Origin of the sequence: Hymenobacter sp. B1770, from assembly GCF_049896385.1 — a bacterium.
In the GTDB taxonomy this organism is placed as follows: domain Bacteria; phylum Bacteroidota; class Bacteroidia; order Cytophagales; family Hymenobacteraceae; genus Hymenobacter.
In genome coordinates, this window is record NZ_JAFCUF010000014.1 from 70,900 (window position 1) to 83,783 (window position 12,884).

The 12,884-nt window shown below is 54.0% G+C and carries 15 protein-coding genes and 1 tRNA gene; 6 read left to right on the forward strand and 10 right to left on the reverse strand.

Annotation, left to right across the window (positions count from 1 at the left end):
* Window positions 1-13: 13 nt before the first annotated feature.
* Both ACP7AJ_RS20075 and ACP7AJ_RS20080 read right to left on the reverse strand, forming a co-directional pair.
* The gene (locus ACP7AJ_RS20075) at window positions 14-781 is read right to left on the reverse strand and encodes a TIGR02757 family protein (protein WP_426061993.1); all 768 of its coding nucleotides are present in this window, start codon (window positions 779-781) and stop codon (window positions 14-16) included.
* A 159-nt stretch (window positions 782-940) separates the two neighbouring features.
* On the reverse strand, window positions 941-1,903 hold the full coding sequence (locus ACP7AJ_RS20080) for a LysM peptidoglycan-binding domain-containing protein (protein ID WP_426061994.1): 963 nt from the start codon (window positions 1,901-1,903) through the stop codon (window positions 941-943).
* A gap of 190 nt (window positions 1,904-2,093) precedes the next feature.
* Between ACP7AJ_RS20080 and kdsB the strand changes: the two genes are divergently transcribed.
* Window positions 2,094-2,840 carry a 3-deoxy-manno-octulosonate cytidylyltransferase gene (kdsB, locus tag ACP7AJ_RS20085; protein WP_426061995.1) on the forward strand — a complete coding sequence of 249 codons (747 nt, stop codon included), beginning with the start codon at window positions 2,094-2,096 and terminating at the stop codon, window positions 2,838-2,840.
* A gap of 50 nt (window positions 2,841-2,890) precedes the next feature.
* Here kdsB and ACP7AJ_RS20090 read toward each other — a convergent pair whose 3' ends face one another.
* The 5 genes from ACP7AJ_RS20090 to gap form a co-directional block, all read right to left on the reverse strand.
* On the reverse strand, window positions 2,891-3,322 hold the full coding sequence (locus ACP7AJ_RS20090; RefSeq protein WP_426061996.1) for a DUF1622 domain-containing protein: 432 nt from the start codon (window positions 3,320-3,322) through the stop codon (window positions 2,891-2,893).
* A gap of 13 nt (window positions 3,323-3,335) precedes the next feature.
* On the reverse strand, window positions 3,336-3,857 hold the full coding sequence (locus ACP7AJ_RS20095; protein ID WP_426061997.1) for an HPP family protein: 522 nt from the start codon (window positions 3,855-3,857) through the stop codon (window positions 3,336-3,338).
* Between the two features lie 66 nt (window positions 3,858-3,923).
* A complete protein-coding gene (locus tag ACP7AJ_RS20100; RefSeq protein WP_426061998.1) occupies window positions 3,924-4,268 on the reverse strand; it encodes a translation initiation factor in 345 nt (114 codons plus the stop codon).
* Between the two features lie 192 nt (window positions 4,269-4,460).
* Entirely contained in the window at window positions 4,461-5,330 is an 870-nt protein-coding gene (locus ACP7AJ_RS20105; protein WP_426061999.1) for a diacylglycerol/lipid kinase family protein, read from the reverse strand.
* A 136-nt stretch (window positions 5,331-5,466) separates the two neighbouring features.
* Window positions 5,467-6,474 carry a type I glyceraldehyde-3-phosphate dehydrogenase gene (gap, locus tag ACP7AJ_RS20110; RefSeq protein ID WP_426062000.1) on the reverse strand — a complete coding sequence of 336 codons (1,008 nt, stop codon included), beginning with the start codon at window positions 6,472-6,474 and terminating at the stop codon, window positions 5,467-5,469.
* A gap of 314 nt (window positions 6,475-6,788) precedes the next feature.
* On the opposite strand from gap, the gene ACP7AJ_RS20115 reads away from it, so the two are divergent.
* From ACP7AJ_RS20115 to ACP7AJ_RS20125, 3 genes are all read left to right on the forward strand, one after another.
* Window positions 6,789-6,860: transfer RNA gene (locus tag ACP7AJ_RS20115), tRNA-Glu, on the forward strand.
* Between the two features lie 457 nt (window positions 6,861-7,317).
* Window positions 7,318-9,201: an AIPR family protein gene (locus ACP7AJ_RS20120; RefSeq protein WP_426062001.1), complete on the forward strand. Its 1,884-nt coding sequence runs from the start codon at window positions 7,318-7,320 to the stop codon at window positions 9,199-9,201.
* Window positions 9,202-9,444: 243 nt separating this feature from the next.
* Complete coding sequence (locus ACP7AJ_RS20125; RefSeq protein ID WP_426062002.1) at window positions 9,445-9,702, forward strand: hypothetical protein; 258 nt, start codon at window positions 9,445-9,447, stop codon at window positions 9,700-9,702.
* On the opposite strand, the gene ACP7AJ_RS20130 is transcribed toward ACP7AJ_RS20125, so the two are convergent.
* The 3 genes from ACP7AJ_RS20130 to ACP7AJ_RS20140 all read right to left on the reverse strand — a co-directional run bounded on the left by ACP7AJ_RS20130 (window position 9,699) and on the right by ACP7AJ_RS20140 (window position 11,747).
* Entirely contained in the window at window positions 9,699-10,349 is a 651-nt protein-coding gene (locus ACP7AJ_RS20130; RefSeq protein ID WP_426062003.1) for a recombinase family protein, read from the reverse strand. The genes ACP7AJ_RS20125 and ACP7AJ_RS20130 overlap by 4 nt on opposite strands.
* 332 nt (window positions 10,350-10,681) lie before the next feature.
* On the reverse strand, window positions 10,682-11,038 hold the full coding sequence (locus ACP7AJ_RS20135; RefSeq protein WP_426062004.1) for a hypothetical protein: 357 nt from the start codon (window positions 11,036-11,038) through the stop codon (window positions 10,682-10,684).
* Window positions 11,039-11,258: 220 nt separating this feature from the next.
* Entirely contained in the window at window positions 11,259-11,747 is a 489-nt protein-coding gene (locus ACP7AJ_RS20140) for a hypothetical protein (RefSeq protein WP_426062005.1), read from the reverse strand.
* Between the two features lie 475 nt (window positions 11,748-12,222).
* Here ACP7AJ_RS20140 and ACP7AJ_RS20145 point away from each other — a divergent pair, with 475 nt between their 5' ends.
* Window positions 12,223-12,648: a hypothetical protein gene (locus ACP7AJ_RS20145; protein ID WP_426062006.1), complete on the forward strand. Its 426-nt coding sequence runs from the start codon at window positions 12,223-12,225 to the stop codon at window positions 12,646-12,648.
* A complete protein-coding gene (locus ACP7AJ_RS20150) occupies window positions 12,602-12,865 on the forward strand; it encodes a hypothetical protein (RefSeq protein WP_426062007.1) in 264 nt (87 codons plus the stop codon). The genes ACP7AJ_RS20145 and ACP7AJ_RS20150 overlap by 47 nt, the downstream gene beginning before the upstream one ends.
* Window positions 12,866-12,884: the final 19 nt, after the last annotated feature.

A 12,884-nucleotide genomic window follows, 5' to 3' on the forward strand; every position in this document is an offset into this window, starting at 1 on the left:
TCTAACCTGAATTCTACTTATCCACCCCTGCTTTATCCACCCCAGCTCCAAACAGCGCAAAGTCATACTTCACTGGGTCCGCAGGGTCCAGCAGGCGCAAATTTGCAGTTAGCTCTTCAGCTGCCTGCCAGTCCACCAGCTTGCGGGTCAGCAACCCCAGCGGGCGGGCCTGCCGCTCCACGTGTAGGTCGATGGGCATAATCAAATCAGCCATCGAGAGTTGGGTCCATAGGCCGAAATCTACGCCGTGGCTATCGCGGCGCACCAGCCAGCGCAGGTACATGTTCACGCGCTTGCAGGCCGATTTGCGGGCCGGCGTGGCCACGTGCTTGCGGGTGCGGCCGGGGGCATCGGGCAGGCTGAAAAACTGCGTGTGGAAGTTCTCGAGCCGCTCGCGCTGCGTGTTGCCTTGCAAAAAAGCCGTTTCGAGCGAGTCATTGGAAGCGTACCACCAACGCAGCCAATGCACAAAGTATAGCAGGTCGGTATCGCAGAAAGTGCGGTGGCAAAAGCCCAGCAGGCGCTTCAGGTCCTCGTCGTGGTGCTGGGTAATGAACTGATGCGGGGCGTCGTCCATGCGCCGCATTAGCTCATTGCATTTGTTGATAATGGTGGGCCGCTGCCCCCACGCCAGCAAGGCCGCAAACAAGGCGCTGATTTCTATGTCCTGCCTTCTTGTGAAGCGGTGCGGAATTTGGATGGGGTCGTTGGCAATGAACTCCGGGCGGTTGTAGCGCTCGTACTGAGCGTCAAGCTGACGGCGAAGCTGGGCAATATTCAAAGGAGAAATCTTTATCGGGCAATAACCAGAAAGCCGAACGTCATGCTTAGCAGGGCCGAAGCATCTCTACTGCGTAACTAATTGATTTTAGTGTTGCGGTAGAGATGCTTCGGCTCCGCTCAGCATGACGTTCTGGCTTCAGCTTTTTAGGCCGTTTGCCTACTGCGGAATGTAGTTGGTTTCGACGCGGAAGCGGGAATCGTTGGTGCCCAGCTTTTGCATGGCGCGTGGGGAGAGGCGCACCAGAATGTTGTTGTTCTCGCCCGTATCGGGTAGCTTGCCAATGACGCGCACGTACACCGATTGGCCATTCATGTTGTTGCGCACTTGCATGATGGTGCCCACGGGCGCCGTTTTATGCAAAGCCAGGTACTTATCAGTCACGCTCTTGTCGATGGGCGCGCCGAGGCCGGCTTCTACCACGCGGGAAAGCAATTCGGCGGCACGTGTGGGCGTGCGCTCATCTTTCTCAACCTCTTCCTTCTCCTTTTCGGTAGTTGGTGGGGTCACGGTGGCAATCTGAGCGGGTTTATCGGGCGCCGGAGCTTTGGGCGAGGGTGCGGCTTCTATCTCTGCGGCCCGCGCGGGGGCGGGCCTGGGAGTGGCAGCGGTTGCGGGGGCGGGCGCGCCAGCTTCCGATGCGGTTAGCATCAGCTGCTGGCCTACGCGCACAGCGCCACTGGCCGGCAGCTTGTTCAGCTTAATCAGCTCATCGGGCGTGAGCTGGAAACGCCGCGCTATGCCAAACAGCGTTTCGCCTTTGGCGACGGTGTAGGTTGCGGGGAGCGCGGCGGCCGCTGCTACTGGAGCAGCGGCTGCGTTAACCGCCGCCGCTTTGGCGCGGCCGCTTGGCAAGGGCCGGGGCACAAACACAATCTGACCCACTGCCAAGCCGTTGGCGATTTGAGGGTTAGCAGCCGTAATCTGGGCCAGTGTCACGCGGTAGATGCGCGTGAGGGCCATGAGGGTTTCGCCGGCCGCCACGCGGTGCTTCACGAAGCGTTGGCCGTTGCGCATTTCCACGCCAATCGAGTCAGTTGGAGCGCTTTTCGAAGGTCCCATTTTCCCAGGACCGGGGCCGCCGAAGGCCAGCACCGTGAGAAGCGAAAGAATTATAGTCATAAAATCAACCTGTTCAAATATCCGTACCGTTCCCGCCCGGGAAGCCAGCCCGGCAGCTAGCAACCACAAAATAACGCAAAAACCCGCGGGCAATTGGCTTTCGCTCGCCTCAACGGCGGGCAAAGCGCTTTATTTGAAGCATTATTGCTGACTTGCGTTCGTTTCTGCTTTTCCTTTCTGCTCTTTCGCCATGGTTCTCGGCCTTATTCCTGCCCGTTTTGCATCCTCCCGCTTACCTGGCAAGCCCTTGGTCGACCTCGGCGGCCTGAGCATGATACAACGGGTAGTGACGCAGGCCCGGCAAGCCAACCTAGCCCGCGTAGTGGTAGCCACCGACGACGAGCGCATCCTGGAGCACGTCCGGGGCTTTGGCGGCGAAGCCGTACTCACCCGCCCCGACCACCCCAGCGGCACCGACCGCCTCTGGGAAGCCTACCAGCAATTGGGCAGTCCAGCCGACGTGCATTGCATCATCAACATTCAGGGCGACGAGCCGTTCATTAACCCGGGCCAAATCAATGCCCTGGTCGATTTGTATGCCAACGAAGCTACCGCGCCCGACATCGCCACCTTGGTGAAGCCTGTGCTTTCGGAGGAGGAGCTTTTCAGTCCGCATTTACCCAAAGTAGTGCTCAACCAGCGGGGCCATGCCCTGTACTTCAGCCGCCACCCCCTGCCCTACCAGCGGGGCCGGGAGCACGCCGAATGGCTGGCCCATCATCGCTACCTGCGCCACCTGGGCCTGTATGCCTACAAACCCAGTGTGCTCGAGCAACTCACACAGTTGCCCGTATCGCCGCTCGAAGCCGCCGAAAGCCTGGAACAGCTCCGCTGGCTCGAAGCCGGCTTTCAAATTCGCTGCGCCGAAACCGAGCTGGATGCGTTTGGCATCGACACGCCCGAGGACGTGCATAAGGCCCGCACCCGCTTGGCTTAATTTGGCCAACAAAAAACAGGTGCCACGGATGTACCCCCAGCCCCTGCCGCTTAAGTATCGGCGCGGTCTACAATCTTCTTCTCCGGGTTTAGCTCTTCTTGTTCCTCCTTCATCTCCCGCGAGAGGAAATAGTTGAGCGCTGTGCGAATAACCGCAATGGCGCCCAGCTGGCCAATCTGCTCCCAGCTGGGCGCAATGGCCGTGGAAAGAATATCGGCCCCTAGCTGAAACTCCAGGGCGAGGGCGAGGTAGCGCGCCAAGGTCAGGCGAATGGCCGTAAAATTGGCCGCATCTCGCTTGGCGAAGGACTTGACCAGCAACCAGCCCGCACTGATAACCCCCACGGCAATGATGATGGCACCCAGGGTCTCAATGCCCAGCTTCAGCCACAGCATGACCTCCATGACTCCGCCTTCGGCCCGGCTGTGTATGGACGCAGCAGGAGGCTCAAGGACCGACAGCACGGCAAAGAAGGGCAGCATAGGCAATGGGCGGTTAAGATTGGGAAGAATGCGCGAGACGGCCAAGTATATAAGCCGAGCCCCGCTGCACGGCCAATAGGGCGAGTACCAGCCCTACGGCCAGCCCAAACAACAGCAAGTTGCCTTCGCCACTGCCCGCTCGGAAAGCAAAGTTGAGCGCCGTGGCCACCGCAGGCGGGTGCATGGAGTCGGTGAGTATCATGAAGGCGATGACCAACACCAGGGCCAGGGCAGCTCCCACGTACCCGGGCCCCAGCAGCAGGTGCGCGCCGTAGCCAAGGCCAGCGGCCGCGAGCTGGCTCAGCACCAGAGTGCGGGTGCTGTTGGAGCGGTGGCCGGGGTCAAGGTAAATCAGGAAACAGCTGGAAGCCAGCGAGGCAAACAGCAGGCGCTGGTTGCTAAGCAGCTCCAGGAGCCAAAGCATTAGCAGCACGGTGACGGTGGGCAGCACAGCCAGCAGCAACTCGCCCCGCCACCCCATCCGGTGGCGGCCAGGCGAGGCCATAGGTTCGGCAGGAACGGGAGTTGGGGCCATAAGCGCAGGCCAGCGCTAGGCCGGCTTGCCTTGCATACGCAAGTGCGCCCGTTGAGGTGCCTTGGGCTAGCCGCCTGCTTTCTTCGCCTTGTAGCCCTCTTTCAGCAGCACCTCCAGCACTTTGTCGCGGAAGTCGCCCTGCACCAGGATTTCGCCGTCTTTGGCGTTGCCACCCACGCCGCACTTGGTTTTGAGGAGCTTGCCCAGGGCTTGCAAATCAGCATCGGTGCCCACAAAGCCAGTAATCAAAGTTACCTGCTTGCCGCCACGCTGCTTTTTATCGAGCTGCACCCGAAGCTGTTGCTGCTGATGAGGCAGCGTAGTAGCGGCCTCAATTTCGTTGGTTTGATAAGTGAAGTCGGGATTGGTGGAATAAACCACTCCCTGCCGTTGGTTTTTATCAGCTTTCATAGTGGCACTACTTTAATTTGTTACTTAATAAGCTTTTTGAGCGGGTAATAAGTAAAAGTGTGTCGTTACTCCGGTCCGTCCTAGGCGGGCCGACCGGTTGCCGTTGGAGCAGGCAGCGCGCCCTTCAACCAGACGGACCGCCTAGGACGGACCGGAGCAACGATACCTACTACAGTGTACTTCAGCCGCTGCCTACACGGCCACTGCCAGTGCCAGGGGCATCACTTCTATTTCAAATTCGGTGGCGTGTCCCAGATAGTCTCCGTCCACATGGAAACCGATGGGCGCCTGCGCCGATACCCGGCCGCGGGGCACCCGAAAATACTCGGCCGCCTTGGACTGGGGCAAGTTGCCAAGGGCCATGCCCAGGCTCACCTTCATGGCCCGAATCACCGGCAGGGCATCAATCAGGCATACGTCGAGCAGGCCGTCGCGCAGGTCAGCCAAGGGCGCAATGTAGGCGTTGTTTCCGTACTGCGAGGCATTGGCGAAGGCCAGCACATAGCAGTTGGTTTGTTCGATTTGGCCGTTCAACTCCACGCGCACCGGCACGGGCAGGTAGCGGCGGTACTCGCGTAGCGTCACGCGCAGGTAGGTGCTCAGGCCGCGAGAGCCGGCTTCGGCAAAGTGCTGGCTCACATGCGCATCGAAGCCCAGCCCGGCCGTGCAGAAGAAAGGGTGGCCGTTCATCACCCCCACGTCCATGCGGCTGAAAGTTGGCCTTGCCAGCCGCCGCAGGGCGGCTGGCAAGGCCAACGGCACTTCCAAGTGGCGGGCTAGGCCATTGCCGGAGCCCTGCGGCACAATGCCCAGGGCGGCATCGGTGCCCAGCAGGCCGCGGCCAACTTCGTTCACGGTGCCGTCGCCGCCCACGGCTGCTACTACCCGGAAGCCATCGGCGGCGGCTTGTTTGGCCAGTTCCACGGCATGGCCGGCAAACTCGGTCAGGCGAATCTCATAATCGGCTTCCAACGCGCCAAAATGCTCGGCAATCAGGGCGGGCATGTCGAGCCGGCGGCTGGGCCCGGCCATGGGATTCAGAATAAAACAGGTTTTGGGCATGAGCAACGCCCAGCTGGTGCTTGGCGAATGATGAAAAAGGAGAAATGGCGAAGAGAAGTACCAGGGATTGCAAAAAAAACGCCGCCCGCCCCGCCAGAAATGGCAAAGCGAGCGGCGTAGTTTACGGGTGCAGCAATTAACCGTTCATCTGCTCGCCGAGCTTCTGAATCAAGTCAGCTGTGCGAGTCGAGTAGCCGAATTCGTTGTCATACCAGCCAATAACCTTCACCAACGTACCGTTGGCAGCAGTCAGCTCCGAATCGAAAATGCAGCTGTGCGGGTTGCCCACGATGTCGATGCTCACGATTGGGTCGGTCGTGTATTCGATGATGCCTTTCAGCGGGCCTTCGGCGGCCGTTTTCAAAGCAGCATTCACTTCGTCCCTGGTTACCTCGCGCTTCAGAACCACGGTCAGGTCGGTCATGGAGCCGTCCGGAACAGGTACACGCATGGCCAGACCGTCGAGCTTGCCTTTCAGCTGGGGCAACACCAGGCCCACGGCTTTGGCCGCGCCAGTGCTGGTGGGGATGATGCTGTAGGCAGCAGCGCGGGCGCGGCGCAGGTCTTTGTGGGGCGCGTCCTGCAGGTTCTGGTCCGAAGTATAGGCGTGCACCGTGGTGATGTAGCCTTTCTCAATGCCGAAAGCATCGTCCAGCACCTTAGCCATCGGGGCCAGGCAGTTGGTGGTGCAGCTGGCGTTGCTGAGGATGGTTTCGCTACCAGTCAGGATGTCTTCGTTCACGCCGAGCACCACGGTGGGGATGTTGCCGGTAGCGGGAGCCGAGATAACAACTTTCTTGCACCCCGCGGTGAGGTGCTGACCAGCGCCAGCCTCGTCTACGAAGCGGCCGGTAGACTCGAGAACTACGTCGATGCCCATATCGCCCCAGGGGAGCAGCTTGGGGTCGCGCTCGGCGAGGGCCGAAATGCGCTGGCCGTTTACGGTCAGGCTCTCCTCGTCGTAGGTCACGGTGCCGTCGAAACGGCCGTGTACGGAGTCGTACTTCAGCAGGTGAGCCAGCGTCTTGTTGTCGGTCAAGTCGTTGATTGCGACAATTTCAACGTTGTCGCGGCCGAGCAGCGACTTGAAAGTGAGGCGGCCAATGCGGCCGAAGCCGTTAATGGCGACTTTAATTTTTGCCATAGCAAAACAAGAAAAAAAGGTGACTGGCCGCCACACTGGCAGCCGGTTGAAACGCGGGGCGAAGATAGCAGCCTAACGTTGGTTAGCTAACAATACAGTCTTCGCTTACCCCTTGGGGACTTTTCTACGGACTAATGCCCTCGAAGGATGAGTTGCGCTTGCCGTACAAAACACTAAACAGCGTCCGCCAACAGACCACAAAAAAACTTTTGAGCCTGAAAAACAACGCATTTTGCTTCGTGAAGCACTTTTTTTCAGACAACAACTTGCACGGAAAGAAGCGCGCCGTATCTTTGCACCACCAAAACAAAAACGGTCCGTTCGTCTAGGGGTTAGGACAGTAGATTTTCATTCTACCAACAGGGGTTCGATTCCCCTACGGACTACAAGAAAGCCACCTCCAAAGGGTGGCTTTTTCTTTGTCTATCAACCAGTTGCGCGGTTTCCGCCCGCTGCCTGTTGGATAGGAATGTTGGATAGGTTGGATAGACCCGGTTCGGGCTCCTTTGATTGATCCCATTCGACACGAGCGAGTTACGGGAACGCGTGGTTCCTGTCCCTTCGATACACATTATTGGGCATTGCGCCGTGATGCGTACGTCTCGTCAAGGAACCCACTACGGCAAGCATTGGGAGTAGTGAAGGGTTCAGAGGGACAAGGGGCGAACGTAGCGTGCCACGCTATCTTTGTAGGAATAGATTAACGGCAGTGCCTTGCCCCTCCCTGCTTTTACCGCATGGTATCGCACCCCTCCGTATTCTTGGCGGTACTTAGTTGGACCTGCCAAACCTCTTAGCTTTGAGATCGCCAGCCACACTTCTACCATCTGTTAGTTAAAACCAATGAGCCTTTTCAAGATTGTTGAAAACAACTTAAGCAAGCTAATAGCGAATCGTCCTGAGATTTTTGAAGCTTACTCACAAGAAAGCCATAAGATGGGCATTGCTTTTATGCTCTACTCCCTTGGAAATATTTTTAGGAATATCGAGGCACAGGACTTAGAAGAAGGTATAGTAGACTGCTTGTTTAGAGGGGAAAAGCATGATTATGGCATTGATGCCATTTACCTCACGGCTAATGGGGAGATCGTTAACAGCAAAGATGAATTGCACGGTTACAACCGTGATACACGCTTCGTATTTCACTTCCTACAATTCAAGAAAGGAAGCGGAATCGAGCAGTCAGATCTACTCAAGTTCAACGAGGGATTAAAAAGGGTATTCCTAAACGAAGATCTCGAAGAAGACCAAAACGAATTCCTTCATGCTAAAATGGAGCTGTTGAATGGAATCAAGACCAGTATTTATGAGAATGACAACTTCAGAACTGACCAAATCAGTGTGAAGCTCTATCTGGTCTTCAATGGGATGGAGAGCAACGTCACCGAGAATTTCTTGTTAAATTCTCAGATCGCTGCCATCAAGAAAGAGCTTGTTGATGGTGGCTACGTTAACAACTCTATTGAAATAGTTGACGCTCAGAAAAATCTGAACCTATCAAAAAATTCCGAGGAGATCGTCGGGCGGGTGAAGTACCAGAAAACACTGAAGTACATCACCGAGGCAGGGGATAACAAGTTAAATGGTTACGTTTCGATTGTAAAAGCCAGAGAAATCGCCCAACTGGTCAAGAAATGGCAAGGAGAATTATTTGAAGCTAATATCCGAGATTACTACAAGCGCAACGACTTAAATTCGAAGATATTAGACACTAGTTCGGATGAGCATGAAGCGAAATACTTCTGGAGCTTCAACAATGGGTTAACGATTACATGCAGATTGGTTGAAGAACTTCCCAATGACGCATTTAGGCTACATGGCATCCAGATCGTCAATGGTTGCCAAACTTCCAATGCCTTGTACATCGCGCTCTACAACCTTGAGCGTTACCAAGAGCTTGAGCAGAGGCAAAAAGCCAGCGAAAAACTGAGTCAATCGGATCTAAAGTTTCTCAACAGTCCTGAGAATAAGTGCCTAAACGACGAAGCTACGGTGCTAGTTAAAATCATTGAAACCAACGATCCTGAGCTAACTTATCGCATTACCGAAACCACAAATTCGCAAACGCCCATCAAGGCATTCTCCCTCAAAGCGAATGATAATATTCAGCAAAATATTGAGCGGTTCTTGGAGCAAGAAGGCATATACTATGAGCGACGGATTAATTTTTACAAGAATCAAGGGATCAAGAACATAGTAACTATACAGCAACTCTTCCAATTATTCACGTCGCAGATCTCCTTCAAACCTTCGGCGGCTAAAAACGCCCTGAAGGTCACATTCACGAACACATATGACAAGGTGTTCCCCTCGGTTGACGACGCAAAGCAGAATAACTATTCAGTTTATTTGGTGCCAATCCTCATCGACCAAGCGATCGAAGAACAGATTAGGATTTTTCTAAAAGCCGATAAAATAGAGCCCTTCAATAAGGTATTGTTATCTTATGGCAGACTACATCTAGGTCCTCTGGTGCTCAATGAGATATTGGGAGCGTACACTCAGAAAGATGTAGTAGCAGGGGTAGACAAGGTGAAGGCGGCTATCAAGGATCAAAAGCAGTTTGGGATCACATTCTTCAAAGCTCTCTTAAGCCTAAGAACTTTGGTCCAGAGCGTCTCAGGGACGCGACCGCAGAGCATTGCTACAGGACTACGTAAGGTCGAGCTTGACGAAAAAATTGTCAGGTTCATCAGCGCGAAACGCATTCCTACACATACAGTATAGGTGTGTTCTAAATTATCCTGAATAACCAAACTGCTCATATTATGGCATTCCTCACCATAACGCTCAACGAACTCCGAAGCGGAGACTAAGCTCTATCCACGCTTTTTTGCCCCGGGAAGATTTGAAAGTGCAGTAGGCGCGCAAGCCGACCCTTGCCCTTCTTAGCCCTTCTAATGTGGGCTCCCAATGGCTGAAGCTAAGTAGTTACACGGGTGACAATAGTGCTTTTTCACTGCAAAATCCGTGTTTTTCATTTCTCCTGTTGCTACGATCACGCCGTATTATGTTGCTATGGAGGAAGCAATAGTGGCTAAACGGCAGAAGGCAGTTGTCAATTTGATCCGTTTTATGGCAAGTGAAGGATATCCCTCTTCGCAGCGGGAACAGCATTTGTTAGCAAAATATGCGATCGGTCGGTTGACCATAGACGAAGTGTGTAACCTGTTGACAGAGGAGTCAGACAATGCAAATGCACAAACCAAAAGGCTTTATGAAGGCTAGGAGTTTAGCAACCGCTGAACGGCAGTGGCAGTGAACTGGCAGCCCCGGCGTGTAGTGTAGCCTTTAGAGTTGAGACATGCGGCTATCTCGCGTAGGCTCTTGCCCTTTTCGCTGTGCAGTTTGATCAGTTCGGCGGCTTGTACGTTGGCTTTGTTGGTCTTGGCGTTGGCTTGGCGCGTTTGCTGTCCTTTCACCCGACCGGCGGCTGTGAGGTTATTCGCGTTACCTAGCTGCTCGCCACGGGCGCGTTTGGCAGCTAGGGCGTCTTTGGTGCGCTTGGCTATCGTTTCGCGTTCGTGCTGCGCGAGGGTAGCAAAAATGCCAATCGTGAGGCTGTTGGCGTCGGGTATATCGGCAGCGATGAAATTTACCCCACTGTCGCGCAACGTGAAAATGAAAGCAGCATTGCGGCTCAACCGATCCAACTTGGCAATCAGCAGCACGGAGTTGTGCTTCTTGGCGTAGGCAATTGCAGCGGCTAGTTTTTCGCGGGTGTTGTTCTTCCCGCTCTCAACTTCTACGTACTCGGCGGCTACGGTCGCGTCCTTTGCAAACGAAGCAACGGCGGAGCGTTGTGCCTCTAGCCCGAGACCGCTCGCGCCTTGCTTGTCGGTGGATACTCGCAGGTAAGTAACGTAGGATTTCATGGCGGTGCGGCGTTGTCAGAGTAGCGATTAATCAAATATAAAATATATACCACTACTGCAAGGTTCGTTGCTGAATTGATACATTCTCCATTTGACTCTGAAAATTCACCGACACTGCACCCAAAATCAGCCGTAGGTGTGGGAATACGTTTGTTCGTAACGAGATAGTATGAGTGCATCGCCTGCAAGGGTCGCGTTTGCAGCGATCAACTTATGTTCAATTTAAAGCGACAGTACGGAAGTCCCATATAAAGTCATTGACCCGCCACGACTGCTGTCATAACGGGTCAATGAACAAAGGTTGGTTTAGCAAATTATCAATTCCGAGTCAACTAAATTCTTGAACTGATACGATTCAGTTTTGGATCTAGGATCTCCGTTCTTCCGTTGGTGTATTGCACTACGATATTTTTACCTGATGCTCTCACGGTTTTCACATCGGAAAAAGACCTTGAAGAAATAAGGTTCAGTTGTTCCATGTCCCGCGATTCTACTCGACCGTTTTCATACCAAAACACAACAAAGCCATTACCACCGATTGCATCTTTGAGTCCAGAAACACTGCGGCTTGTAACATAGCTGCCTTGCTCGTTTCTTACTTCAACTCTGTCCTTGTTCAACGTTACGATCTGCGCTTTGGCGTAGGAGGTGCACAACAACAGACTCATTGCCAAGATTACTTTTTTCATATTAATTAAGAGTAAGGTGAAATTACGTTGGCAATATTACGATACAACTATGTAATAATAGCACCTCTCTCAGAAAAAATTGTTTCGTGTTCTTTGACTACATGCCCTGCCGCCAAATCCACCCTGCAAGCGTTCCCTGGGAACCTGTTAGCGTGAGTGCGTCGTCCGACAAGGGACCCGGTTTCCGGCACCCGCGGAGGTGAGATTGGAAGTCCGTCGCTTAGTCGTTCAAGTACGTGGTGCGATAGTGCGTCTGCACGAAGTCCAAGATCGCGGGAATAATTGTCATGTTTTGCTGCAACATTGAACTGACGTTCTGGAAGACAACCTCATCATCTTTCCCGGCGTTGAAAATAACTTCGTCTATGCCCTCCAACTCAAAGTATACCAACTTCGAGGTGACGATACAGAAGACTTTCATCAAAAGCAAAAGGTCGGGTATTTCATTAAATATCAGATTCATGCGATGTGAATTATGCACGTACGCGAACGTCAAATGATCGTGATCATTGCTTAATTGGCATTGTAATTCACGAACAAATGCCTGCGGGGGAATCGAGTGTTTCGGTGGCACCGAGTCAAGTTGAACGATGGTCAGCCCCGACGCCGTGATGTAATCATCGGACTCCGAGTTGTAATCTTCAAAATCATCGTACGAGAGCAAATTCTGGAGTTCAGGCGTTGAGGGTAAAGGATATAGATCGCACATAAGCTGAGTTTATTTTTTCTGTAATAGCTTTTCAATGTCCGACAGCAAGAAATAGAAACGCGTCCCTTCCACCACCTTACGCACATCGGCTTGCACCAGCCTTCGTTGCAAACAGGTTGAGGGCATGCCGTAGCAGGCGATCTGCTTCTTCTTGACGTACTGTTGACCGTTTTAATAGTGTGTTAAGGACTTGTTCATGTCGATTAGCCATTTACACTATATATCAAGGCTAGGTCCCTTACGGTTAAATTCGCCAGACTTTCTGATACAGCGCGGCGAGATTTTGGGCACAGTACGCGCAAGGGATCGTGCCCATTTGTGGCGGCGGACTTTCCGGACCACCCCCCCCCTGCTCGGCTTTTGCCACCAGTGTGCGCCGCACCAAATACTCGACCCATGCGTTTGGTAAAGCTGGTGCTGCGCCCGAGCACACTCGCCGGGGAGCGGATTTAGTCTTAAAGATTGCAGTGCGCCCATGATCGCCACCGAAAACAAGCTGTTCGACACCGCCTACTACTTGAGTGTGTTCACCGTTGGTTACAACCTCATCGAAGGTTTGATTGCAACCTACTTCGGTTACCAAGACGATACCTTGGCGCTTTTCGGGTTTGGCGCGGATAGCTTCATCGAAGTGGCTTCGGGCATTGGCGTGCTGCTCATGATCCGCCGCATTGTCGCCAACCCCAACAGTTCCCGCACAGAACCTGAAAAGAATGCCTTACAGGTAACGGGCGTCGGCTTTTACCTCCTGACCGCCTTGCTCGTTATTGGCGCGGTGCTGAACGTAGTTTTGGGCAAGCGCCCCGATACAACGCTTGGGGGGGGTGATCGTGTCGCTGGTTTCCATTGCCGTGATGTACTGGCTAACCCGCGCCAAAATCCGAATCGGGACCGAGCTTAACTCAGCGCCGATCATTGCCGACGGAAAGTGTACCCAAGTGTGCCTTTACATGTCGGTGGTGTTGTTGGTGTCTAGCCTCGTCTACCACCTCACCGGCTTCGCGTACGCCGACGCCATCGGCGCGGTGGGATTAGCGTACTTCTCGTTCAAAGAAGGACGCGAAGCGATGGAGAAAGCCGCTAATCCCGAACAGGTGTGCTGTATTGATTGCCATTAAGCCTCGACCATGATGGACA